Here is a 24587-nt window from a genome sequence, read left to right as displayed (position 1 = left end):
TAAGATTTTTAAGTCTTCTTTATTATATGGTTTCCAAAATGGTCAATTGTAATATCATAAAAATCTAATTTATTGGTTTTTACGTTAAAAATCATACTCGTTATAACGAGACTATCGCTTTTAACACTTTCAATTTGATCGAATACAATTGAAATAATACTCGAATTCAAGTCTAGATTTTCAAAGCCTTTAGTGCTGTTAAAGAACAATTCATCAATTTTGGTATCAAAAATGGTTTTAGAATCTTTAGAAACTTTCGCATGACAAATAAGCTTTCTAAAATAATTTTTAAATTTAAGAGAATCTTTGTTTTTCTGTTCCAAGACGGAATTTTTCATATCAGTTGTAACCTTAATGGATACATTATAACCACTATCTAATATGGTATCTGTAATTACTTCAGAGAATTCTATGGGGTGATAGGTTATGTTTTCAGAAAAGGAATCTAATAACTTATTTTCTTTTAAGACTTCTATATTTGATTTATGTTTTCTTCCTCGTCCGTCACAACTAACGACGAAAGACACTAGTATAAATAGCACAAATGAAATTATTAATCTATTCATAACATACAAGTTAAACGTCCAGACCAAACGTCTTTTTTAAGAGTTCAATATTGGAGTTTTTCTCTTTCAGTTTATTATATTTTTCAATGGAGGTATAAGCGTACTTTTTTTCTAAGACTTCATTTACAGTAATAGAAATACTTATGTCAAAATTGTTTAGTGATTTTCTAAGGTAAGACAAAAGTTCAAATTGTTGCCGCTCTAATTCTATTTTATTGGTTTCATTAGGAAACTCCAAATAAACTGTAGCATCCTTTAACTTTGGTATATCAATCGATAAAATGGAAGCTAAATTATGTTTTCCACTATTCTTTAACTTTTTAGTATAATCGTTCCAGACTTCAATAAGTTCTTTTTCAGTAAAAGCTTCGGTTGGTAAGTTTTCTTCATCAATAATAACTTCCATTTGTTTTATTTGGTGCTCTTTTTTTGCTTTTATACTTTTTAACGAAAGCCCTGATGGAGATTTTTTTTCTCTATTTAAAATTATCTTAGGAGGCTCTATAAGAGCAATATTCTCACTTATAATAATTTCTTCTTCTATCTGAATAGTTTCAGTATGCTCTTCTTGAGTTACTATTGGATCTGAAACTTTTGGTTTAATAACAGGAATAGGGGTAATTCCTTTTTTTACAAAATAAGAAGGTGGTATTATGTAATATTTACTATTTTTTTTTTCTCCATCAAAAGTGATAGAGGCAAGTTGCATAATACATAACTCAACAAGCAGTCGTTGGTTTTTACTTGTTTTATATTTTAAGTCGCAATCGTTGGCTAGGTTTATGGCTTGGAGCAAAAACTCTTGTGAAACTTTTTGTGACTGCTCTAAATACTTTTGCCTAGTTTGTTCGCCAACTTCCAACAATTCAATGGTTTGAGGCGTTTTACAAACCAATAAATCTCTAAAATGAGAAGCTAAACCAGTGATGTAATGATGCCCATCAAAACCCTTCGCTAATGTGGTATTGAATTGAATTAAGAGTTCTGGTATTTTGTTTTCTATGATAAGGTCGGTACTTTTAAAGTAAGTTTCGTAATCTAACACATTTAGATTTTCCGTAACAGCCAGTCTTGTTAAGTTTTTCCCAGAGAAGCTAACCACACGGTCAAATATGGATAAAGCGTCTCGCATAGCACCATCTGCTTTTTGTGCTATAATATGAAGCGCGTCATCTTCAGCTATCACGTTTTGTTGCTCTGCAATGAATTTTAAATAGTCTTTAGCGTCTTTAACCGTAATACGCTTAAAATCGAATATTTGACAACGCGATAATATGGTCGGAATTATTTTATGCTTCTCGGTAGTTGCTAAAATAAAAATACAGTGTTTTGGTGGTTCTTCTAAGGTTTTAAGAAACGCATTAAAAGCTGCTTGCGAGAGCATGTGTACCTCATCAATAATATATACTTTGTATTTACCAACTTGAGGTGGAATACGTACCTGATCTGTAAGACTTCTAATATCGTCTACCGAGTTGTTTGAAGCTGCGTCTAACTCAAAAATATTAAAAGCAAAGTCTTCATCGTTATTATGCGCTTCATCACTATTTATCATTTTAGCGAGAATACGGGCACATGTTGTTTTTCCAACACCACGCGGACCTGTAAATAAAAGCGCTTGAGCTAAGTGATTGTTTTCAATGGCATTAAGTAGTGTGTTTGTAATAGCTTGCTGACCAACAACATCCTTAAAGGTTTGTGGGCGGTATTTTCTTGCCGATACTACGAAATGTTCCATGGAAATATCTTGATTAACAAAGTTAAAAATTCAATTTGTAATTGGAAATTTGAATACTACAAATTGATAGGAGTTATTAACAATTTAATTACTTTTGCCACCAAGTAAATCGCCTTATCGCTGTTACGTTTTTGCGTAATGGAGGAAAGTCCGAACACCATAGTGCAACATAGTGGTTAACAGCCACCAGTCGAGAGACTAGGAAAAGTGCAACAGAAAGTATGTACAGGTAATGCTGTAGTGAAACCAGGTAAACTCTATGTGGTGCAATGTCATGTAAACCAGTGCTTGAAAGCGGCACGTTTGATACTGGAGGGTAGGCAGCTAAAGTGCATTGGTAACAATGCATTCAGATAAATGATAAGGACTCCTTGGAGTACAGAATTCGGCTTATAGATTTGCTTAAAAACACTAAACCCTTCTTAAAATTTAAGAAGGGTTTTAGCTAAGAATAAAAGCTTAAACTTTATTATTCTTTTTTAGCTGAATAGGATAAGTCTCTTCTTATTTGACCAGTCACTTCTTCCATAGCAGAAGCAGCTGATAACACTTTGTTAAAAGTTTCGTACCGTTCAGGGCCTAAAAGTTCCTCATTAGCTTTGCTTTTTTGAGCCGAATCTACTTCATCTTTACTAGACATAGCAACCATGTAGTAATTGTCCATAACTCCAAAACCAGTTCGGTAAATGCGATAATAGTTTTTTGATCCTTTAGCGGCAAACATCTCTTTTACCTCTTTCATAGCACTTCTTAGGCTTTTTTCATTTTGAGGAGTGAAATATATATAATAGAAGTCTCTATAATCTTGACCCTCAGTGGACTGGTCTACACCGTCTGGCATATAGGTTAAACTTTCATCAAGCATTATGGTGTATGAGCCATGCGAGTCATAGCACTTGTCAAAATCTTCAAACATTTTACCAAAGTCGTCTCCCATTGCCTCGGCCATATCTGCCATTGGTCGTTTATCTAGTTCAGAAAAATTCTCTATCGGAGTAACATACAGGAACGTAAAGTCATCCATCATAACCGTAAGCCATTGCGATTGCAAGTTGTGTTCAACACAGGCGTCATTGAATTTTTTTGCAGTTTTTTCATATTCCATCAACATGGATGGGTTTACGTTGTCTTGATGTACTTGATACATTTTTTGTGAGAAGCTAAAATTCGCAACTAAACAAAGAACACATACAAGCATTGTGATTTTAATTGTTTTCATAATTATTATTTTGGGTTAGTCAATAAATTATTCTTCGGTTGATTCCTCGGCTGCAGCAGCTTCTGCTTTGGCAATAGCTTTTAATGCAGCGTTAATTTCTCCTAGATTGTAAAAGCCATATTCTGCAGTAATTTTACCATCTTTCATAAGACAAGATAAATGCACTGGGATTTCTAATTCTTGTCCATTGGCGACTAAAGTACCTTCCCAGTTACCCCAAAAGTTAACCCAAGTTTTACCCTCATCATCTATTGTTTGCTCGTAAAATATCGCATCCTCACTTTCATCAAAATGATATTTTGATGTGTTTGCAAGCAATCCTTTTAGCGCATCACGAATATCTTCTGGTCTGGCAGCATTTTTCCAAGTGTTATGATACAATTTTGCTGAATCACTATAATTTGTGCGCCAAGCTTCCCAATCTCCATTGTGGTAATCAGCTACTAATTTCTTTACGACATCAATATTTTGAGAAGTAGTTGTATATCTTTCTTGTTTGTCTTGGCAAGCTACAAATAACAACAGAGCCAGCCCTAATAAAAATAGTTTTTTCATTTTTAAATGTTAAGTGGGTTTAGTATTTAATTTAAAGTTTTTCCTAATTGCTGCATCAAGCTTAATTGGTCAAAAAATACATTTTCTTCATCAAGCTGTCCTTGACCATTAAAATGGAGTCTGGATAGCCCAGATATTTTGACCTCTTTGCCTGTAGCTGCACTTCCATTGAATTCTCCAGTATTTGTACCAGTCATTTTCCAATGCACAAAAATGGTATTTCCTGCTAAGCTGGATCTATGCGGATTAGTAATCTTAAAATCTGGAAACCCCTTAAAAAAGACTCCCATACTAGTAACTAATTCTTCTGGCGAAGAAGCTACTTTTTCGTCATTCATATATCGAATGTAATCATCTGCAAGAAGACCATCTAGGACTGAGGAGTCTTGTTTGTTTAAAAATTCATTAACAAATGTATCTATCTTATTATTTAGATCCTTTTCGTCTGCAGGCATGCCGTTGGCTTTTTCTATTTCTGCCAAAGCAGTTGTTAAAGGTGCCGAATCCCAATAGTTATAAAAATCTACAACTTTTCCATCAATATATCTAGAGGTAATATGAACAGGTATATTAATTTTTTTATCATTGGCTTTGAGCGTCCCTTGCCATGTGGCCCAATAGTTTACCCAAGTTTCATCATCTTTGTCTAAGACCATTTCTATAAATGATCCTTGATCTAAAAATCCATAACTGGAAAAGTTTGAGGTTATATCGTGCTGACCTTCTTTAAACTCTTCCAAAGAAATACCTTTGTTGGAATTCACATGAAATTTTGTAGTATCTGCAAAATGTGCACTCCAAGCATCCCATTCACCATTTTTATATTGTTCTAAGCTTGTTTTAAAGGATTCTATTTCTGGAGATTCTGAGAAATAGCGTTGTGGTTCGTTTTGGCAGGCAACAAACAAAATAGTTGCCAACCAGAATACAAAAAGTTTTTTCATTGGTTAGTGTTTTTTAGTTAATTAATAGCTACCATTAAACAATGGGTAATAAACTCGAACAAAATTGAGTCACCTTTAAAGGTTGAATTTTGATAGATTAGGGTTTGCTATTATTAAGGAGAAGCCTAATTTACTGAAAAAAAGATAATTATTAAAGAATAATGAATGTTAAGTTGATTCGAAAAAGCTAAAAACATTACCACCATAACTTTTTGAATAGCTATAATGACTTGATTTTGTCATGTCTGTATGTTTTGAATGTTCTACTATTAAAAGACCATTTTCTAATAATAATTCATTTTTAAAAACAAGCTCTGGAATTTTAGAAAACTGTTCTTCGGTAAAATTATAGGGAGGATCGGCGAAAATAATATCGCTCTTTAGAGTTGCTTTTTCTAAATACTTAAAAACATCACTTTTAATTGTACTTATAGGCATACTAAATTTTTCAGCAGTTTGTTTTATGAATTTAATACAGCCAAAATCTTGATCTACACATAAAATATCTTCAGTACCTCTTGAGGCAAATTCATAGCTTATATTACCTGTTCCTGCAAATAGATCTAGCACTTTTATATCATCAAAATAAAAATGATTATTAAGGATATTAAATAAGGATTCTTTTGCCATATCGGTAGTAGGGCGAACAGGTAAGTTTTTTGGAGCAATTATTTTTCTACTTTTGTATAGACCGGATATAATGCGCATTAAAAGCTATTTAATAATATATAATTAGAGTTATTTTCACTCAAGTCTTCAGGAAGGATAAAGTTTATTTTCAAATTAATTATTTCGACATTTCTAACATATTTATATGCTATTTTATAAATAGCATTTTCCTTTTTAACGCGACCTAATAATACTAGCTCAATTGTTTCTGGATCTAGATTTAATTGTTCACAAGAAAACAAAATATAGTATATAAAATCTTCTTTGGTTTTGTATTCGAAAGTATTGTATAAGATAAGTTTACCTTTGTTTAATATAAGAATTTCGAAATGATCGATGTCTATATGTACATAAACTCTCTGTGCATTCGAATTTTTTTCTTCTAATAATATATTTTCTATTATTACAGTTGAGAAGTGTTTATAAATGAACGCACCAAATTTTTCATAGATGTAATTGTTGATGTTAACATAAGGCACATATACGTTAACACTATTATTTGCCTCAATCTTATCGTACGAAATGTAATCTGATTTTAAAATTTTCGAGTTAAACTTTAAATAATCTGCGATACATTCTTCATTAAATAATGGTTCAGGAACTAAAGTAGATAATTCATTTATATAGATGACCTTAACCGATGAAAAGGTTGTTTGAAGCTCTTGTTCTGTCTCAAAATAATGTTTTAAATGATCTAAAACCTCAAATGGATTTAATTTTTTTTCAAAGTCAAAATGTTTTAGGTATGTAATGGTATTATTGTCTTTCTGTAGGATGCAAAAAGAAAGTCCACTCAAACTAATTTGAATGGACAGTTCTTGATTTATTATTATTTTTGGAATATTACTCGTTTGTGCCATATACCTTAGGCCAGTTTCCATTTGTGTTTACTTCATCCATAGAACCAACTTTAAGAGCATCTCCATTTACACCTTCAACAGAAACTACTTGGTTCTCTGCATTGATTAGGTCTTTATCTTGATCAAATAAAATCACAGATTTTTTAACAGATGATTCAAATACAGGAATCTTAATTCCATTCTGATCTAAAAACCCTGCTTTCAAATCAAATTTAGCTCCTTCTGAGCCAACAGGTACATTCATCATTTTCTTATATCTTGGGTCTGCACCAAATAAAGAATCTTTAACAGGAACGAAATCTAACGTATCAATAATTACAATATCCTTATAAGTTTCTACACCACCAAAACGTTTAGTCATTTCAACATCTAAAACACTAGAATCACGACGTTGTGTAATGGTAAACTTTGCAGTATCTATAAATTTTACTAGTCCATCAAAATTACCGGCAAATTTTCCAGTAACTTGTCTGTGTGCTAATTGAGCATCCCTTATATCAATTAAGCTTTCAATTACTTTTGCATATCGCTTATCCTTTTCCTGATTAAATTGGATAGGCATATATACAGACATGAAGGTGTTATAGGCTAAAAATCCTATTATAACCCATAGCACAATCATTACAATTGGTCTAAACTTATTAGGTATAAACTTATCAACTAACCAAACAAGGCCAATTGTTACTGCGATTGCAAGAATAATGTAAAAAATCATATTCGAAGTATTAAAATTAGATTAACGGTTTTAGCAAATCTACAATTTTTTTTTAATCGTAAAAACCTAATGCGAGTAAAAATCATTTCTATCTTTGAAATCTCTTTAAACACTTAAGTTTGTAAATGACGTCAAGCGAATTTTATTCCTTAATTAAACAACAGTTCCCTTTTGAGCCAACGCAAAAGCAAGATATTGTTTTACAACAACTTGCTGTGTTTATTTTTAGTGATTCGATTAATTCTCTTTATTTATTAAAAGGGTATGCAGGAACAGGAAAAACCACTATTGTAGGCTCTATTGTGACTAATTTATGGAAAGCAAAAAAAAGCGCTGTTTTAATGGCGCCTACTGGTAGGGCAGCTAAAGTTATTTCAAATTACTCTGGGAAAGAAGCCTTTACCATTCATAAAAAGATTTACTTTCCTAAAAAAGAAAAGAATGGAGGTGTTAAATTTGTATTACAACCTAACAAGCATAAAAAAACTTTGTTTATTGTTGATGAATCTTCAATGATTCCTGATACTCCAAGTGAATCTAAACTTTTTGAAAATGGCTCTTTGTTAGATGATTTAATACAATATGTTTATTCTGGTCATCAATGTAAGTTACTGTTAATTGGGGATACTGCGCAGCTTCCACCAGTAAAGTTAGACTTAAGTCCAGCACTTAACGAAAATACATTGGCTTTAAATTATAGTAAGGAAGTGACCAAAATGGAATTAGACGAAGTTGTAAGGCAACAACAGAATTCAGGTATTCTTGAGAACGCAACTTTACTGCGTGAAGCTATATCTAATTCCTTTTTTGAAGCCTTTAAATTTAATTTGAAAGGATATAAAGATATTTTAAGACTTGTCGATGGTTATGAAATTATGGATGCCATTAATGATGCTTATAGTAATTTGGGAAATGAGGAAACAGTTATTATTGTTAGAAGTAACAAACGCGCTAATCTGTACAATCAACAAATAAGAAGTCGCATATTATTTAATGAAAACGAGCTTAGTGCTGGTGATTACTTAATGGTGGTTAAGAATAATTATTTTTGGATCAAACCAACTACTGAAGCAGGTTTTATTGCAAATGGCGACATTATTGAGATTTTGGAGATTTTTAAAATTGAAGAACTTTATGGATTTCGATTTGCCGAGGTAAAGGTTAGAATGGTTGATTATCCCAGAATGCGGCCGTTTGAAACCGTTATTATGTTAGATACAATTAATGCTGAAACCCCATCACTTGCGTACGAGGATTCAAATAGACTATACAACGAAGTAATGAAAGACTTTGAAAATGAAACAAGCAAATACAAAAAATTTTTAAAGGTAAAAGGTAGTAAACATTTTAACGCATTACAGGTAAAGTTCTCTTATGCTATAACCTGTCATAAATCGCAAGGAGGACAATGGAACACTGTTTTTGTAGAACAGCCCTATTTACCTAATGGGATAGATAGGGATTATTTAAGGTGGTTATATACAGCAATAACTCGAGCTAAAGAAAAGTTATATCTTATTGGATTTAGAGAAGATTTTTTTGAGGAATAGTTTTTGATATTTATTAATTATGACAATAGAAACCATTATTAGTATTTGCTTAGGTATTGGATTAGCTGCATCGGTAGGCTTTAGAGTATTTTTGCCTTTATTTGTTTTAAGTTTAGCATCATATTTCAATGTTTGGCAACTCAATGAGTCTTGGGAGTGGGTGGGAAGCATTACGGCTTTAATCACTCTAGGTGTTGCTACTTTAATTGAAATTTGTGCGTATTATATTCCATACGTCGATAATTTACTGGATAGCATTGCAGTTCCTTTGGCTGCACTGGCTGGCACAACGGTGATGTTATCTACAGTTGCCGATTTAAGTCCAGTTATAACATGGTCACTTGCTATTATTGCAGGTGGTGGTACTGCGGCAGTGATAACAGGATCAACAAGTACAGCACGATTAGCCTCAACAGCTACATCTGGAGGTTTGGCAAACCCAATCGTAACTACTATTGAGACTGGGGTTTCAATAGTTATGGCTATTGTATCGGTGTTCTTGCCGCTTATAGCCATTATATTGGTGCTTTTTATTTTTTTAATAATATTTTTCACCTTCAAAAAGTTTAAATCCTCTAAACTGAAAAAGCAATAATATTTAGCTATTTTTGAATTGATATAAAAGGTGTTTATATGAAAATAATATCCATGATTCCTGCACGATATAGTGCTACTCGATTTCCAGGAAAACTTATGCAGGATTTAGGGGGTAAGACTGTTATAATGCGGACTTATGAAGCTACTGTCGGTACTAATTTATTTGATGATGTTTTCGTAGTTACCGACAGCGAAATCATATTTAATGAAGTTGTAAATAATGGCGGAAAAGCTATAATGAGCATCAAGGAGCATGATTGCGGGAGCGACAGAATTGCTGAGGCTGTCGAGAATATGGATATTGATATTGTTATTAATGTACAAGGGGATGAGCCTTTTACCGATAAGGAATCGTTAAGCAAATTAATTGATGCTTTTAAAAATGATTCTGACAAGAAAATTGATTTAGCATCACTAATGGTTCATATTACCGATGAAGAAGAAATTAACAATCCAAACACAGTAAAAGTAATTTTAGACAACTTCAATTTTGCTTTATATTTTTCGAGAAGCCCAATACCTTATCACCGAGACAAAAGTGTTTCTGTAAAATATTACAAACATAAAGGGGTTTATGCCTTTAGAAAGCAAGCTATTTTAGATTTTTATAATTTGCCAATGCTTACTTTAGAAGCTACAGAAAAGCTCGAGCAATTAAGGTATTTAGAGTATGGAAAAAGAATAAAAATGATTGAAACGAATGTTGAAGGAGTTGAAATTGATACTCCTGAAGATTTGGAACGTGCAAAAAAATTATGGAAATAGATTATACTAATATTAAAGTTATTGGTTTCGATGCAGATGATACGCTTTGGGTTAATGAAACATATTTTAGGGAAGCTGAAATGGAGTTCGCTAAGCTCTTATCAAATTACGAAACACCAAATAAAATTGATCAAGAATTATTTAGAGTAGAAATTGATAATCTTCCTTTGTATGGCTATGGAGTTAAAGCGTTTGTATTGTCCATGGTTGAGTGTGCTTTAGAGTTATCCAACTATAATGTCTCTTCCAAAACAATCGATGCTATATTAAATATTGGAAAGGACATGTTAGAAAAACCGGTAGATCTTTTAGAAGGCGTAGAGGATGTATTAAAGATACTATCCAAAAAATACAGAATCATTTTAGCTACTAAAGGCGATTTATTGGATCAAGAACGTAAATTACAGAAGTCTGGCTTAACAGACTATTTTCATCATATTGAAATATTAAGTGATAAGAAGGACGATAATTATTCTAAGCTTTTAAATCATTTAGACATTAAACCTGAAGAATTTTTGATGGTAGGAAATTCCTTAAAATCAGATGTGTTGCCTTTAATTAATTTAAATGCTAATGCCATTCACATTCCATTTCACACAACTTGGGCACATGAGGAGGTTCAAAAAAGAGAAACTAATGGAAAGCATTACAAAACGATAGCCTCCTTAAGGGATCTATTAAATATTTTAGGGTAGTGAAGATCATTGATATTAATAATTGGAATAGGAAAGCACATTATAAACATTTTATGGGGTTAAAGGATCCGTACTTTGCTCTAACCATCCCTTTTGATGTTACTAAAGCTTATAATTTTTCTAAGAATAATAACATAAGCTTTTTTGCCAAGTATTTACATGATTGTATGAAAGCTATGAACAATGTTGAAAATTTAAAATATAGAATTGAAAACGAAAATGTAGTTGGATATGATATTATTCATGCATCAGCAACTATAATGAGGACAGATAAAACCTATGGTTTTTCATTTATTAATTATGCTGAGGACTTAAATGTTTTCATTAATAATGTTGAAGCTGAAAAAGAACGTGTAGAAAGTTCAACAGATTTATATCCACCAAAAACCGGATTGGATTGTATTCATTGCTCCGCAATGCCTTGGGTTAATTTTACAGGTCAAAAAGAACCCGTCTCAGGACAAGTAGAGTCCGTTCCAAAAGTTGCATTTGGTAAGGCTGTTAAGACTGGGACAAAAATGAAAATGAATCTAGGTATTAGTGTCAATCACGCTTTGGTTGATGGATATCACATAGGATTATTTTCTGAGAAATTTCAACAATATTTGAACCAGTAAGAATTAAAATAGTATTATTTTTACATTTCGTAAAAGAGAATATATTAAATGAGTTATAAGAACTTTCCAATGGTGTCAAAAGTTATTTTTGGCAGAGGTAGTTTCAATCAATTAGGCGAAATATTGTCCCCAAATCGCTTAAATATGAATGCTCCATTTATATATATAGTTGATGATGTTTTTAAAAGTTATCCATGGCTAACTTCAAGAATACCGCTGGCTTACGATGATAGAATTATTTATGAATCTGCTAATGAGGAACCTAAAACATCTCAAGTAGATAAGCTTGTTGAGGATATTATTTTAGGTTGCAAGGAACGTCCTTCCGGTATTATTGGTATTGGAGGTGGCAGCATGTTAGATCTTGCAAAAGCTGTTTCAATAATGCTAACAAATGATGGTGAAACAAAAGACTATCAAGGTTGGGACATCGTTAAAAATAAGGGTATATATCATGTAGGAATACCTACTATTTCTGGAACTGGTGCTGAAGTTTCACGTACAACTGTACTTACTGGGCCGTCAAAAAAATTAGGCATAAATTCAGACTACACACCTTTTGATCAGGTTATTCTTGATCCAGAATTAACCAAGAACGTTCCAAAAGACCAGTGGTTTTATACTGGAATGGATTGTTTTATTCATTGTGTAGAATCCTTAAATGGGACCTATCTAAATGCTTTTAGTAAGAGTTATGGCGATATGGCTTACGAGCAATGTAAAGCTATTTTCTTGGAAGATAATTTAACACAAGAAGAGACACAAGATCAACTTATGATGGCGTCATGGCATGGAGGTATGAGTATTGTTTATTCTCAAGTTGGTGTAGCTCATGCTATGAGTTATGGACTATCTTATGTTTTAGGAACCAAGCACGGTATAGGTAACTGTATTGTATTTGATCATTTAGAAGAGTTTTATCCTAAAGATGTTAAACTTTTCAAAGCTATGAAAAGTAAACATGATATTGAGTTACCTACCGGTATATGTGCAGATTTAAGTGATAAGGATCTTGATACGATGATAAGTATTGCATTAAGTTTAGAACCCCTTTGGGAAAATGCTATTGGTAAAAATTGGAAAAAATCTATCACACCTAAAAAGCTCAAGGAACTTTATTTAAAAATGTAGTATGAGATGGCTTGCCAAATTTATATATTTTAAAGTTTTAGGATGGCAAGTAGTAGGGAATACTAACTTATCGAAAGACACGGTAAAAAAAGCAGTTATTATTGCGGCACCCCATACGAGTTGGCACGATTTCTATATTGGTGTTTTACTCCGTTCAGTCTTAAAAGTAAAAACCAATTTTGTTGGTAAAAAAGAACTATTTGTTTTCCCGATAGGGTGGTTGTTTAGATTATTAGGAGGTGCACCTATTGATAGACATAAGTCTGAAAATAAAGTAAAGGCCATAGCAAAACTCTTTAAAGATAAAGAGGAATTTAGAATGACATTGTCGCCAGAAGGTACAAGAAGAAAAGTAGATAAATGGAGAACAGGGTTTTATTATATAGCCAAAGAAGCTAATGTGCCTATTATCATGTTCACTTTGGACTTCGAGAATAAACAAAATAAAATTTCAGAACCTTTTTACCCAGCAGAGAATATTGAAAACGATTTTAAAACTATGAGACGTTTTTTTGAAGGAGTAAAAGGTAAGATTCCAGAATACTCATAATAATTGCATATTGATTTATGGCATAGAGTTTGATTTTATTTTATAAAATAAGCGTGTGAAACATAAAGTAAACAATTGATTGTCCCTAAAAAGAAACATACGCTCTCAATAAAAAAAGCTACTCCATTTTTGAAGTAGCTTTTCTTAATATTACTAACATACAATATTAAATATCTTCTAAAGCATTATCAATAAGGGTTCTTAAATGATGCTTATGAGCCCTAGATTCAATATTACCAGAAGGTGCTGCCATGGTTCTAATATTTTTTAAACTATAGAGTGCCAATGATTTGGCATTATGGCTAAAACGATCTTTTTGCTTTCCTGTTAATAGATTTATTAAGTTTTTCGCATATTCAATCTGAAGATTTTGCCTAAATGTGTTCACATTTCCATAGATGTCAGCCTTAAAAATAGCATTGTTTAAATCTGTCATCATCATAGACAGGCTATATTTATTACCATATAATTGAGAATCTGTAATCCTTTGAAGTGTGTTAGGATGTAAAATATGATTCAGAACATTCTTCTGATAGCCTAATATTTGAGCGTGGATTTTTGGATCTTCCTGCGTATAATCAAATCCGCGTCGCTGTCTGGCTAAATAATTAAATAAATCATTTGGAGCATTAAACGCATCAGGGGCAAAAACATAAGTTTTTAAAGCATTCATTGCGCGTTTTTGTTCTTCTATACTTACAGGTGTATAAGGCTGCTTTCCGCCTTCTTGTCCTGCCATAGCTCGATCTACATAAACTCCTCCAATATATCTTGAGATAACCCTTGCTGCGATAGATTTTTGAGCACTTAAGGTATAGTACACGCGTCTTAATTCATGAAATGACGCTCCATTGTTTGTAAATTTTTCTTTTGCTGTTTTCATTAAATCGTCAGCCAATCCTATACGATCAATTGAATAAGCAATAGGGTCACTAGATTGGTCAAAAATCATAGCTCTTGGATCAATACCTTTACCAGAGGAACGCATATCATCGGCATCATTACCAAATATATGTTCTGGTTTTGTTGATTCATTTAATAAAGCTTGTCGGTCAGCTTCACTTTTAAATGGTTTATATCCTAGTTGAATAGCCCAAACATCATAAGGACCTATGGTTACGTCGTTATATTGCCCTTGCTTACTTCGATCTCTGGTTACATTAGTAATAGCGTAATCCATAATAGAGGCTGTTAAACACTTGCCTTCAATGAATTTAGGGTCAGCAAGCTGCTCAGGGGAGTATAACTGGCTAGCTTTAAAGTTATGATTCAATCCTAGTGTATGTCCGATTTCGTGTATTACAACTCCTTTAAGTGCTTGCTTTTGAATTTCATTTAAATCGTAATCAGAAGCTCCAAAAACGGTTGCCGCAGTTTGTGCAAAATGGATATTAGCTTGCATGCCTTGAGCTAGCATACAATAATTTTCAGAATTTAAGCTTTCTTCCATATGATAGGGGTCAAACACATTATCAACATTACCATATAGTTTGGTAGCGTAATCTGAATTCCTAAATATATTATACTCTAGCATAATATCTGATGCAAATGTTTCTCCAGTTCTTGGGTTTGCTAAATGAGGGCCATAACCTCCAAAACGTGGACTAGGAGAAGATGTCCAACGAAGCACATTGTACCGAATATCTCCAGCATCCCAATCAGCGTCATCTGGTTGTTGTTTTACAACGATAGCATTTTTAAAACCTGCTTTTTCAAAGGCTTTATTCCACTCTAAAACCGCGCCTTTTATAGTAGATCTCCATTCCAAGGGTGTGGTATTTTCCATCCACCAAGTAATGGGTTTAACAGGTTCTGAAATTTCAGCTTCAGGATTTTTCTTTTTTAAATGCCAGCGATGGATGACATCTCTAAATGGCGTTGCACTTGTTGAAGTTTGATCATTAATTTTCATTATCCAATAGCCAACTCTAGGGTCATCAAATCTGGGTTCATAATCGTTATCCGGTAACGCAATTAAGCTATGAAAGACCTTTATGCTAACATTGCGCCCATCAGATACCGCATTGGAACCATTATTTAAGGTGGAGGGCTTAGAATAGACATATTCTACTTTAACATTTACGTTTTCAGGATAGTTTTTAATACTTTCAATTTTGGTTTTATCTTTATTAAGATTGCCTAATTTAAAAGCTGTTGGCGGAGTACTAGGTCGACTCGCAGGTTTTATTTGTAATAATGTTTCTTTTAAAAATAGTTCATCTGCTTTTATAAGGTAGAGACCTTTCTCTTGGTCCTGGGCTTCGATTTTTAAACTTGCCATATTCCCCTCACTTATGTTGGCATCCTTAGCTTTTGAAATAGCGTTGTTCGGGTCGAAATACAAGGAGGTGTTTTGGGTAACAAACTCAATCTTATTAAAATACTTTTTTACCTTAAAAATTTTAGAGCCTCTATATGCACCTCTAATAGTAAAACCACCATCAGCAAGGCCCTCTGCAATCTGGCCAAAATGGATAAACTCTTTTCCAATTTGATTTTCTTTAATAAGCATTTGTAAAGACCCAGTGATAGTATCTTGATATAGCTTAAATAAACCATTAATTTCTTTTGAGGATTTTACAAGTTCTGCTATAGTTTTTTCTTTCGTTTTCTTTGGAGGAGCTACGGCTGCAGTCTCAATGTTGTCTTTTTTCTTTTTTCTCTTTTTCTGAGCGTTAGAGTGAGTAGGTAAAAAAACACATAACATTAATAGGGTAATTAAAAAATTTTGCGATACTTTAAATGGTTTTATTATCATAATTAATGATTTTAATAGATTTCAAATCCTCATTATTTATTAAAAAAATAGTCGATTGCAAATTTAGGTATTAAGAGAGGTTCATTATCTTATAGTTTTGTTAAAAACAACAGGTTAAAAAAGATAAACCCTATGCCATTGAACTAGTCACTTTATTTTAAGTATTTTTAACAAATGATTAAAGACACAAAAATTGCAGTGCTTATAGATGGTGATAATATACCATCCAAGTATATTTCTGAAATGATGGAGGAAATAGCTAAATATGGTACACCAACCATAAAACGAATTTATGGTGATTGGACAAAGCCACATTTATCAAAATGGAAAAATGTGTTGTTAGAAAATGCTATAACACCTATTCAGCAATATGGTTATACTACAGGAAAAAATGCCACAGACTCAGCCATGATAATTGATGCTATGGATATTTTATATTCAGAAAAAGTAAATGGTTTTTGCTTAGTATCTTCTGATAGTGATTTTACAAAATTAGCAACTCGTTTACGTGAAGCAGCCATGGTTGTTTATGGTATGGGAGAGAAGAAAACACCGAATCCATTTATTGTGGCCTGTGATAAGTTTATTTATTTAGAAATTCTTGCCAATGATGAAGATAATGATAAAGGAGTAAAAAGCGGTAAGAAGAAAAAAGAAAACCTATATAATATAACACCAAAAGTGATTAAACTTCTTCAGAATTCAGTTGATGATGCTGCGGATGAGGATGGATGGGCTTTTTTAGGAGATGTTGGCTCCTTAATTTTAAAAAAACAACCAAATTTTGATTCACGTAACTTTGGTTTTTCCAAGCTAACACCACTATTTAAATCACTTGGAGAAAACTTCGAAATTGAGCAACGGGATCAAGCCAATGCAAGATTTAAACTTATTTATGTAAAGAATAAATAAACAAATTATAAATTAACCCTTTTATTTTTGTTTATGATGATCTGATTTTTCGTAATGTTCTTTTATTAAATCCCTCCCAAAATCACCATTAAATTCTCGCCATACTAAGTGGACATGGTTAGCATTATTTTGAGTATTATCAAATTCAATTAAAAAAGTATCTCCTTGAATTCTATAATAATGTCCTTTAGTTAAGTCTGTTGATCCCGCCCATGCAAATCTTATATCATCAAATTCGGCTATTTGTATAGCACGGTAACGCTCTTTGGCTAATTCCTGAGGTAAGGTTAACAAGTACTCTTTAATTAATTTAGTTAATATGGCTTTTTGTTTTTCATTGAGGTTTTTAGCTTTTATCCCTTCATTTTCTAATGGTGCAACTTTAGATTTGTTAGAAGTCAATATATCAGGAAATGCAATTGATTTAAATATGGTTTTAGCCCTTTGCTCTTCACCCATTGAATTTATTAATTCAAAAGCCAAATCTTCTTCTTTATTTAATACGCGCTGTCCTTTTAAAGGACCTTCCTTTATCTCTGCAGGATTGGTGCCCATAAATCTTGGAGATGCGGAAATTTTTTCATTTGATACAGTAAAATTTAAAGAGATATGATGTCCCTCAAAAGACCACGACCATAAAGAATCTTTTTTTGGATTTCCGTAGAAAGCAAAATAGTATTTTTCAGGATCTCTAAAAACTTTTTTTCCAGACAGCTCTCCAAGATAGCGTTCAAGCTCAATTATTTTTTTTGTTTTTAAATATCCTGTGCTGCTTAAATGATATTTTAATAAATTGAATGCATGCGTTTTTTGAGTTTCATCCAAATCATATAAAGCAATACCATGTCTTTTATACATAGTCCCAGGCAAGAAATGCCAAGTTTCCCTACTTGTATTATCAAACGATAAAATTGTTTTACTAAGTTGATTTTCATTCAAAGTATTTAGAAATGTGAGGACTTCATTTGATTGCGCGTTTGAAACTGATAACATAAACAACATAACTAATACTTTAAATAACCTCATAATTTTATTGTATTAATAATAGGTCACATAATTTACAAAAAAAAGAGGAGCAATGCCCTCTTTTTAATATTTACGAATGTTTGTTTTTATTACTCTATTTCTTCCATGGTATGATAAACGTTTTGTACGTCATCATCTTCTTCAAGCTTTTCTAAAAGTTTTTCGACATCTTCAGCTTGCTCTGGAGTGAGCTGTTTTGTTACCTGAGGGATTCGTTCAAAGCCAGAAGACAAAATTTCAATATTATTTTCTTCTAAATAATGTTGAATTTTACCAAAGCTTTCAAAAGGCGCATAAATCATCACACTGTTAACTTCATTGCCATCCGCATCTTCATCGGTATCTTCAAAAATTTCTTCAACACCAAAATCTATAAGCTCTAACTCTAATTCTTCTAAGTCCAAAGCTTCACCCATAATTTTAAAATTACAAGTATGATCGAACATAAAGACAACCGAACCTGATGTTCCAAGACTACCATCACATTTGTTAAAATAACTTCTAACATTTGCTACGGTTCTTGTGTTATTATCTGTAGCAGTTTCTACCAGAACTGCAATACCATGCTGAGCATAGCCTTCAAAAACCACTTCTTTATAATCACCTTGATTTTTATCACTAGCTCTTTTTATTGCCCGTTCGATATTATCCTTAGGCATATTTACGGCTTTGGCATTTTGTATTACAGCACGTAATCTTGAATTACTATCTGGATCAGGACCACCTTCTTTTACTGCCATTACAATGTCTTTACCAATTCTAGTAAAGGCTTTACTCATAGCAGACCAACGCTTCATTTTTCTTGCTTTTCTAAACTCAAAAGCTCTTCCCATAGTAGTTAATTTATGTTATATTTTAATCGGTTGTAAAGTTAAAAATGTATGGGTTAAAACCAAATTATTCCTCTGGTTCAACAATATTTTCAATAGCCTCTGCCAATTTAAAATCTTTGTTGGTCACACCATTGGCATCATGAGTAGACAAAGAAATTGAGAGTACGTTGTAAACGTTACTCCAATTAGGATGATGATTTAATGCTTCACACTCAAAAGCAATACGACTCATAGCACTAAAGCAATCTTTAAAATTTTCAAATTCAAATTCTGCATGAATGGCATTGTCAAAATATTCCCAATCTGGAAATCGTAATAATTTTTTCTCTATATCTTGTTCAGAAAGTTTTGTCATATTAGGGTAGTCTTAAATTTTACTTCAATTTAATTAATTTTAATTATATTTTTAGCTCTTTTAAAATTTCTGAGCTTTTAAGATGTAAATGTTTTGGTAGTTTATTGAATTTAGGCAAGACCGCTAAATACCGGTCATCATTAGTGGTATAAACATGTTTGAATAAAACCTTTTCTTTTATTTCTAACGTTGATATAATTTCCTTTATAAAATCATTATGATGAACCAGATCATCGCTTCCCAAATGAAAAATACCAGATTTATTTCTGTTAATTATATAATGTATCTGTTGCGTTACTTTAGAATCGGTCGTAACATTCATTATTAAATTAGGAAATATTTCTATGGGTTCTTTTTCTTTGACCAATTGTATAATTTCTTGCACACGAGGTGCTTGAGACCCAAAAACCATAGGCATTCTTAAAATGGCAATTTGTTTTTTAGGCAAGCGTAACAGCATATTTTCAATTTTTATCTTGAAATGCCCATAAATACTATTGCTATAAGTCTTATCTTCCTCATAACTAGGATACTTTATATAAGCGTCGAATACGTTAGCTGACGATAAGAAAAGTAATTTTATTTTATGCTTATAAACATACTCCGCAAGATGTTGATGAACAATAACCTGTTTTGAAAAGTCACCTCTAAGTGCAGAAATAATGATAGTCGGCTTAACAATATCTAAAATTTCATAAATATCGTCTTCCTCTATATTGTATTGAAAAAAGTGATGATTCTTCTCAAGCTGTCTGTTACTTTTATAATAAGTGCCGTAGGTCTTAAAATAGGGGCAAAGCTCTTTATAAAGAGCACCTCCTAAGAAACCACTTCCACCTAAAATTAATATACGATGTTTACTATTTTGTTGCTTCCCCGTCATCTACAATTTGCCAAATAAAATAGCCTAATTAAACTTTGTAAAAAGGCAATTTAACCACCGTTGCCGGGATAGCTTTTTTGCGAACTTGAATATTAATTTTACTACCGACCTGCGAAAATATTGTTGGAACATAGCCTAATCCAATACCTTTACCTAAAGATGGCGACATGGTACCTGAAGTTACATTGCCTATTTTGTTACCATTACCATCAACAATATCATAACCATGTCTTGGTATACCACGGTCGTCAAGTTCAAAAGCAACAAGTTTGCGTTCTGCTCCGTGTTCTTTTTCGGCTTTTAAGGCTTCAGAGTTAGTGAAATTTTTAGTGAATTTAGTTATCCAACTTAAACCAGCTTCTATCGGTGATGTAGTATCATCAATATCATTACCGTAGAGGCAATAACCCATTTCCAAACGCAGCGTATCTCTTGCAGCTAAACCTATTGGTTTTATACCGAAATCTGTTCCAGCTTCTAAAATTTTATCCCAAATTTGTTTTACTTCAGAATTCTTACAATAAATTTCAAAACCACCACTTCCAGTATACCCTGTGGCTGAAATAATGACATGATCAATACCTGCAAAATCACCAACTACAAAATTGTAAAATTTAATAGCAGATAAATCATGACTACTTAAACTTTGCATGGCTTCAACTGCTTTTGGGCCCTGAATAGCAAGAAGTGAATAGTCTTCACTCAAATTTCGCATGGTTGCCTCAACATCATTTTTGGACTGTATCCAATTCCAGTCTTTTTCTATATTACTTGCATTAACTACCAATAAGTAAGTGTCTTCTTTAATTTTATAAATAATTAAATCGTCTACAATACCACCATCATCATTTGGTAAGCAACTGTATTGTGCTTTTCCTATCGCTAATTTTGAAGCATCATTACTAGATACTTTTTGTATTAAATCAAGAGCATACTCGCCTTCAATTAAAAACTCGCCCATATGGGATACATCAAATACTCCAACAGCTTCTCTAACCGTCTGATGTTCTATGTTTACACCTTCATACTGAACGGGCATGTTATATCCTGCAAACGGCACCATTTTAGCACCTAATGCAATATGAGTTTCATTTAAGGCCGTATTTTTCATAAATAACTACTTTAAATCTTGAGTGATGCAAATGTATTGAAAATTCTTAGTTCAAATTTCATAAAGAGCGTTAAGAAATTAGATTGGGCTTTTAAGATTATTATAATCAGTATATTTAGGAATTAAATTTTATAACATGAAATTTTTTTTAAATTGCCTCTTAGTTTTATTTTCTGTTTTGATTTCTGCTCAAGATGGATTACCAGCTGATTATCTAACAAAAGATTTTCATAAAGAAAGAAGACAAGCGCTTAGAGAATTATTACCTGATAATAGTATAGCTGTGTTTTTTGCAAACCCTATTAGAAATAGAGCGAACGATGTTGATTATGTCTATCATCAAGACCCCAATTTTTATTATTTAACAGGTTATAAGGAGCCTCATGCAGTGCTTTTAATTTTTTCTGAAGATATAAATGCTGATAATGAAAACACTTTTAATGAGGTGTTATATGTTCAAGAAAAAAATCCCTTAGCCGAAATGTGGACAGGACATAGGTTGGGCGTTGAAGGGGCAAAAAAGAATCTAGGTTTTGAAAAAGTATATAATGGAAGTGAGTTTGTTGATTCTGGAATTAATTATTCGGATTTTGATAGGATTCTCTTTCATAATTTTCATGATGATTATAGAGACTCGAAAGGCAATAAAGCCGATTTACATTCTTTAATAGGAACATTTAAGGAGCAAATTAATTATGACAATTTTACGCCAATTTCCCAAAATCAAATAAGGATTTATCAACTTATTAAAGCTACAGAAGTTGATAATAGTGCCAATGTTGCACAAACTATTGGACGTGCGGTTTCTTATTATCCCGATTTAAACGAGGATGAGATTATAATTAAATATTCCCAATCTCAAGATGATGCAACACGCATGGAATTGAAACAAAAACTTGTCTCAAAAGTAGCAGAAAATAAAAGTAATTTAAATGTAAGTTTGCTTCCTGAACTAATGGGTAAATTACGTGAGATTAAGACGGAGGAAGAATTAGTTTTATTAACAAAAGCCATTCGAATATCTGCTATGGGGCAGCGAGAAGTTATGAAGGCAATGCACCCAAATATGTCTGAATCTGAGATACAAGGAATTCATGAATACGTTTATAAAAAGTATGGTAGCGAATACGAAGGCTACCCAAGTATTGTAGGTGCTGGTAATAATGGTTGCGTTTTGCACTATATTGAAAACACTAAAATGAAAGTAGAGAACGATTTGGTACTAATGGATTTAGGGGCAGAATATCATGGGTATACGGCAGATGTAACTAGAACCATACCGGCTAACGGAAAGTTTACTTCTGAGCAAAAATTGATTTATAATTTGGTGTATGAGGCTCAAGAAGCGGGGATTAAAGCTTCAGTTGTAGGTGCTAGTTTTAATGAACCGAATGACGTTGCAAAGATTGTTATCAATGAAGGTTTACAAAAGTTGGGGATAATTTCTTCAGTAGATGAAAAACATACGTATTTCCCTCACGGAACATCGCATTATTTAGGTTTGGACGTTCACGACCCTGGAACCTATGAAGCCTTTAAACCCAATACAGTTATAACTGTAGAGCCTGGGATTTATATCCCGGATGGGAGTCCGTGCGATAAAAAGTGGTGGGGGATAGCCGTAAGGATTGAAGATGATATTCTTATTACAGAAAATGGACCTATAAATCTGTCAGGTGAAGCTCCTAGAACTGTTGAGGCAATAGAGAATTTAATGAAAGAATCAAGTGCTCTAGATGATTTTGAACTACCTAATCTAGATTAAACAAATTCTTAGATTGCTCCTTAAAAGCAATTTCGCTACTCAATTATAATTATTAGAATGAAAGCTTTATTATATTATTGTGGAAACCGATAGTATTCATGTAGATTAAATCAGTTTGATATAGTCTTAAACCTGAAAAGAGAATACAACGACACTATTGCCCAAATAGCTTCTAATATTATAAAAGGCCAATATTTTAAAAGAACGGAAGCCAAACAAGCCATTGATGCACCAATAAGATTAAGAAGTATAAATGATAAGTCGTTTTTAGAGATTTTCTCGAAAACATTTAAAAAATAGGCGAGTAGTATTTGAAAAACACCTAAAAAACCAATCCAGTCTACTTCAGTCATGTTTTATTATTTTCTTCAGAAATATATTTTGTATCATTTGGGAATTAATAAGATTAATTCAATAAAAAAGCCTTTAAATCTTCATACGAAGAAATAACTTTAGATACTTTGTCTTTACCCATAACAGATTGTATTTGTTTAGGCAAAGATTGTTCTTTCTTAATAACCTCTTCAACCACATCTAAAAACTTAGTGGGATGTGCTGTTTCTAAAAACACACAATGGACATTTGGGTTATCTTTTAAATAGGTTTTGCAACCTAAATATCCAACAGCACCATGTGGATCGGCAACGTAATTATAGTTATCATAAATTTCGAGCATAGCAGCCTTGGTGTCGTTATCACTAAAACTATAAGAAGACAAATTTGTTTTTAAGGTTTCAAATCTGTTTTTATAGATTTCTTCAATACGGATAAAATTACTCGGTGCACCTACGTCCATAGCATTCGATATGGTTTGAACTGATGGTTTTGGTTCGTACAATTGCGAAATAAGGTATCTAGTTACAACGTTGTTTTCATTATTAGAAGCAACAAAATGTTTAATTGGCAGTCCTAACTGCTGTGCCATCATGCCTGCACAAATATTTCCGAAATTTCCGCTTGGTACAGAAAACACAATATCCTCATATTTATTATGTAGTTGCTTATATGCAAACATAAAATAGAATAACTGAGGCAACCATCGAGCAACATTAATAGAGTTGGCAGAAGTTAACTGCATTTTACTTGTTAGGGACTCATCTAAAAAAGCTGTTTTTACCATGGCTTGGCAATCATCGAAAGTGCCATTAACTTCCAAGGCTTTTATATTTTGACCCAATGTAGTTAATTGCTTTTCTTGAATATCGCTTACTTTACCACTAGGATAAAGAATAACTACATTAACACCTTTTACACCTAAAAACCCATTTGCAACAGCACCACCAGTATCACCAGAAGTAGCCACTAAAACGGTAACTTCTTCATCGTTATTTTTATTAAAAAAACCTAAGCAGCGTGCCATAAATCGTGCGCCCACATCTTTAAATGCCATGGTAGGTCCATGAAATAATTCTAAAGTTGAAATGTTGTCATTTAATTTAACAACAGGGAAATCAAAAGAAAGCGTTTCATCGACAATTGTTTTTAAAGTTGCTTCAGGAATTTCTGGACATACAAATTGTTTGATGGCTTCATAAGCAATTTCAGTATTGGATAAATTATCAATATTCTCAAAAAATGATTGAGGTAAAGGTGTAATGCTTTCAGGAAAGTATAAACCTTTATCTGGGGCAAGCCCTTTAATCACTGCATTTTTAAATGTTGAATCTGGCGCTTGTTTATTTAAAGAGTAGTATTTCATTTTTGTTTGTTTCTTGTAAAGGCAAGAATATTTTGATTACTTGTGTATTATGGGATTCCTCACTTGTGTTCAAA

25 protein-coding genes and 1 other RNA gene are annotated in these 24587 nt (G+C 32.5%); 10 read left to right on the top strand and 16 right to left on the bottom strand.

Features of this window, described 5'->3' with window-relative positions:
- Window positions 1–8: 8 nt before the first annotated feature.
- Together FEF17_RS12315 and dnaX are read right to left on the bottom strand one after the other, a co-directional pair.
- On the bottom strand, window positions 9–566 hold the full coding sequence (locus FEF17_RS12315; protein ID WP_139002694.1) for a hypothetical protein: 558 nt from the start codon (window positions 564–566) through the stop codon (window positions 9–11).
- Between the two features lie 10 nt (window positions 567–576).
- Window positions 577–2304: a DNA polymerase III subunit gamma/tau gene (dnaX, locus tag FEF17_RS12310; RefSeq protein WP_139002693.1), complete on the bottom strand. Its 1728-nt coding sequence runs from the start codon at window positions 2302–2304 to the stop codon at window positions 577–579.
- Between the two features lie 101 nt (window positions 2305–2405).
- Here dnaX and rnpB point away from each other — a divergent pair.
- An RNA gene (gene rnpB / locus FEF17_RS12305) (RNase P RNA component class A) lies at window positions 2406–2713 on the top strand.
- A gap of 60 nt (window positions 2714–2773) precedes the next feature.
- Here the strand turns inward: rnpB and FEF17_RS12300 are convergent.
- From FEF17_RS12300 to FEF17_RS12275, 6 genes are all read right to left on the bottom strand, one after another.
- Window positions 2774–3523, bottom strand: a complete 750-nt coding sequence (locus FEF17_RS12300; RefSeq protein ID WP_139002692.1) for a hypothetical protein — start codon at window positions 3521–3523, stop codon at window positions 2774–2776.
- Between the two features lie 27 nt (window positions 3524–3550).
- Window positions 3551–4078, bottom strand: coding sequence for a nuclear transport factor 2 family protein (locus FEF17_RS12295; RefSeq protein WP_139002691.1), 528 nt, complete (start codon window positions 4076–4078; stop codon window positions 3551–3553).
- 26 nt (window positions 4079–4104) lie between these two features.
- Window positions 4105–5022: an ester cyclase gene (locus FEF17_RS12290; protein ID WP_139002690.1), complete on the bottom strand. Its 918-nt coding sequence runs from the start codon at window positions 5020–5022 to the stop codon at window positions 4105–4107.
- 168 nt (window positions 5023–5190) lie between these two features.
- Entirely contained in the window at window positions 5191–5730 is a 540-nt protein-coding gene (gene rsmD, locus FEF17_RS12285) for a 16S rRNA (guanine(966)-N(2))-methyltransferase RsmD (protein ID WP_139002689.1), read from the bottom strand.
- Window positions 5730–6551, bottom strand: a complete 822-nt coding sequence (locus FEF17_RS12280) for a DUF3822 family protein (RefSeq protein WP_139002688.1) — start codon at window positions 6549–6551, stop codon at window positions 5730–5732. The genes rsmD and FEF17_RS12280 overlap by 1 nt, the downstream gene beginning before the upstream one ends.
- On the bottom strand, window positions 6535–7266 hold the full coding sequence (locus FEF17_RS12275; RefSeq protein WP_211342482.1) for a hypothetical protein: 732 nt from the start codon (window positions 7264–7266) through the stop codon (window positions 6535–6537). Before FEF17_RS12275 ends, FEF17_RS12280 begins: the two co-directional genes overlap by 17 nt.
- Window positions 7267–7391: 125 nt before the next feature.
- Between FEF17_RS12275 and FEF17_RS12270 the strand changes: the two genes are divergently transcribed.
- Genes FEF17_RS12270 through FEF17_RS12240 form a run of 7 tightly spaced genes read left to right on the top strand, consistent with a single transcriptional unit; the run spans window position 7392 to window position 13171 of the window.
- Window positions 7392–8816 carry an ATP-dependent DNA helicase gene (locus FEF17_RS12270; protein ID WP_139002687.1) on the top strand — a complete coding sequence of 475 codons (1425 nt, stop codon included), beginning with the start codon at window positions 7392–7394 and terminating at the stop codon, window positions 8814–8816.
- A 19-nt stretch (window positions 8817–8835) separates the two neighbouring features.
- Complete coding sequence (locus FEF17_RS12265; protein WP_139002686.1) at window positions 8836–9411, top strand: DUF4126 domain-containing protein; 576 nt, start codon at window positions 8836–8838, stop codon at window positions 9409–9411.
- A 38-nt stretch (window positions 9412–9449) separates the two neighbouring features.
- A complete protein-coding gene (gene kdsB / locus FEF17_RS12260; RefSeq protein ID WP_139002685.1) occupies window positions 9450–10178 on the top strand; it encodes a 3-deoxy-manno-octulosonate cytidylyltransferase in 729 nt (242 codons plus the stop codon).
- Entirely contained in the window at window positions 10169–10873 is a 705-nt protein-coding gene (locus FEF17_RS12255) for an HAD family hydrolase (RefSeq protein ID WP_139002684.1), read from the top strand. The genes kdsB and FEF17_RS12255 overlap by 10 nt, the downstream gene beginning before the upstream one ends.
- On the top strand, window positions 10873–11490 hold the full coding sequence (locus tag FEF17_RS12250; RefSeq protein ID WP_139002683.1) for a CatA-like O-acetyltransferase: 618 nt from the start codon (window positions 10873–10875) through the stop codon (window positions 11488–11490). The genes FEF17_RS12255 and FEF17_RS12250 overlap by 1 nt, the downstream gene beginning before the upstream one ends.
- Before the next feature lie 48 nt (window positions 11491–11538).
- Window positions 11539–12621 (top strand): iron-containing alcohol dehydrogenase family protein, encoded by a 1083-nt coding sequence (locus FEF17_RS12245; protein ID WP_246046846.1) that lies wholly within the window; start codon window positions 11539–11541, stop codon window positions 12619–12621.
- A gap of 1 nt (window position 12622) precedes the next feature.
- The gene (locus tag FEF17_RS12240) at window positions 12623–13171 is read left to right on the top strand and encodes a 1-acyl-sn-glycerol-3-phosphate acyltransferase (protein WP_139002682.1); all 549 of its coding nucleotides are present in this window, start codon (window positions 12623–12625) and stop codon (window positions 13169–13171) included.
- 166 nt (window positions 13172–13337) lie between these two features.
- Here the strand turns inward: FEF17_RS12240 and FEF17_RS12235 are convergent, their stop codons facing one another.
- Window positions 13338–15929: a zinc-dependent metalloprotease gene (locus FEF17_RS12235; RefSeq protein ID WP_139002681.1), complete on the bottom strand. Its 2592-nt coding sequence runs from the start codon at window positions 15927–15929 to the stop codon at window positions 13338–13340.
- A gap of 174 nt (window positions 15930–16103) precedes the next feature.
- On the opposite strand from FEF17_RS12235, the gene FEF17_RS12230 reads away from it, so the two are divergent.
- Window positions 16104–16841: an NYN domain-containing protein gene (locus tag FEF17_RS12230; RefSeq protein WP_139002680.1), complete on the top strand. Its 738-nt coding sequence runs from the start codon at window positions 16104–16106 to the stop codon at window positions 16839–16841.
- A gap of 21 nt (window positions 16842–16862) precedes the next feature.
- Here the strand turns inward: FEF17_RS12230 and FEF17_RS12225 are convergent, their stop codons facing one another.
- The 5 genes from FEF17_RS12225 to gcvT form a co-directional block, all read right to left on the bottom strand.
- Entirely contained in the window at window positions 16863–17867 is a 1005-nt protein-coding gene (locus tag FEF17_RS12225; protein WP_139002679.1) for a DUF3500 domain-containing protein, read from the bottom strand.
- An 89-nt stretch (window positions 17868–17956) separates the two neighbouring features.
- A complete protein-coding gene (locus FEF17_RS12220) occupies window positions 17957–18700 on the bottom strand; it encodes a YebC/PmpR family DNA-binding transcriptional regulator (RefSeq protein ID WP_139002678.1) in 744 nt (247 codons plus the stop codon).
- A 64-nt stretch (window positions 18701–18764) separates the two neighbouring features.
- Window positions 18765–19055, bottom strand: a complete 291-nt coding sequence (locus FEF17_RS12215; RefSeq protein WP_139002677.1) for a 4a-hydroxytetrahydrobiopterin dehydratase — start codon at window positions 19053–19055, stop codon at window positions 18765–18767.
- Window positions 19056–19098: 43 nt separating this feature from the next.
- Entirely contained in the window at window positions 19099–19938 is an 840-nt protein-coding gene (locus FEF17_RS12210) for a sugar nucleotide-binding protein (RefSeq protein ID WP_139002676.1), read from the bottom strand.
- A 28-nt stretch (window positions 19939–19966) separates the two neighbouring features.
- Complete coding sequence (gene gcvT, locus FEF17_RS12205; protein WP_139002675.1) at window positions 19967–21049, bottom strand: glycine cleavage system aminomethyltransferase GcvT; 1083 nt, start codon at window positions 21047–21049, stop codon at window positions 19967–19969.
- A gap of 136 nt (window positions 21050–21185) precedes the next feature.
- On the opposite strand from gcvT, the gene FEF17_RS12200 reads away from it, so the two are divergent.
- Entirely contained in the window at window positions 21186–22814 is a 1629-nt protein-coding gene (locus FEF17_RS12200) for an aminopeptidase P family protein (protein WP_139002674.1), read from the top strand.
- A gap of 110 nt (window positions 22815–22924) precedes the next feature.
- On the opposite strand, the gene FEF17_RS12195 is transcribed toward FEF17_RS12200, so the two are convergent.
- Window positions 22925–23167 carry a CBU_0592 family membrane protein gene (locus FEF17_RS12195; protein WP_139002673.1) on the bottom strand — a complete coding sequence of 81 codons (243 nt, stop codon included), beginning with the start codon at window positions 23165–23167 and terminating at the stop codon, window positions 22925–22927.
- A gap of 53 nt (window positions 23168–23220) precedes the next feature.
- Window positions 23221–24513, bottom strand: coding sequence for a threonine synthase (gene thrC, locus FEF17_RS12190; RefSeq protein WP_139002672.1), 1293 nt, complete (start codon window positions 24511–24513; stop codon window positions 23221–23223).
- Window positions 24514–24587 lie beyond the last annotated feature (74 nt).

The sequence above is a fragment of the Hyunsoonleella aestuarii genome (genome assembly GCF_006148925.1).
Taxonomy (GTDB): Bacteria; Bacteroidota; Bacteroidia; order Flavobacteriales; family Flavobacteriaceae; genus Algibacter_D; species Algibacter_D aestuarii.
This window is presented reverse-complemented; position numbering and strand designations above follow the sequence as displayed.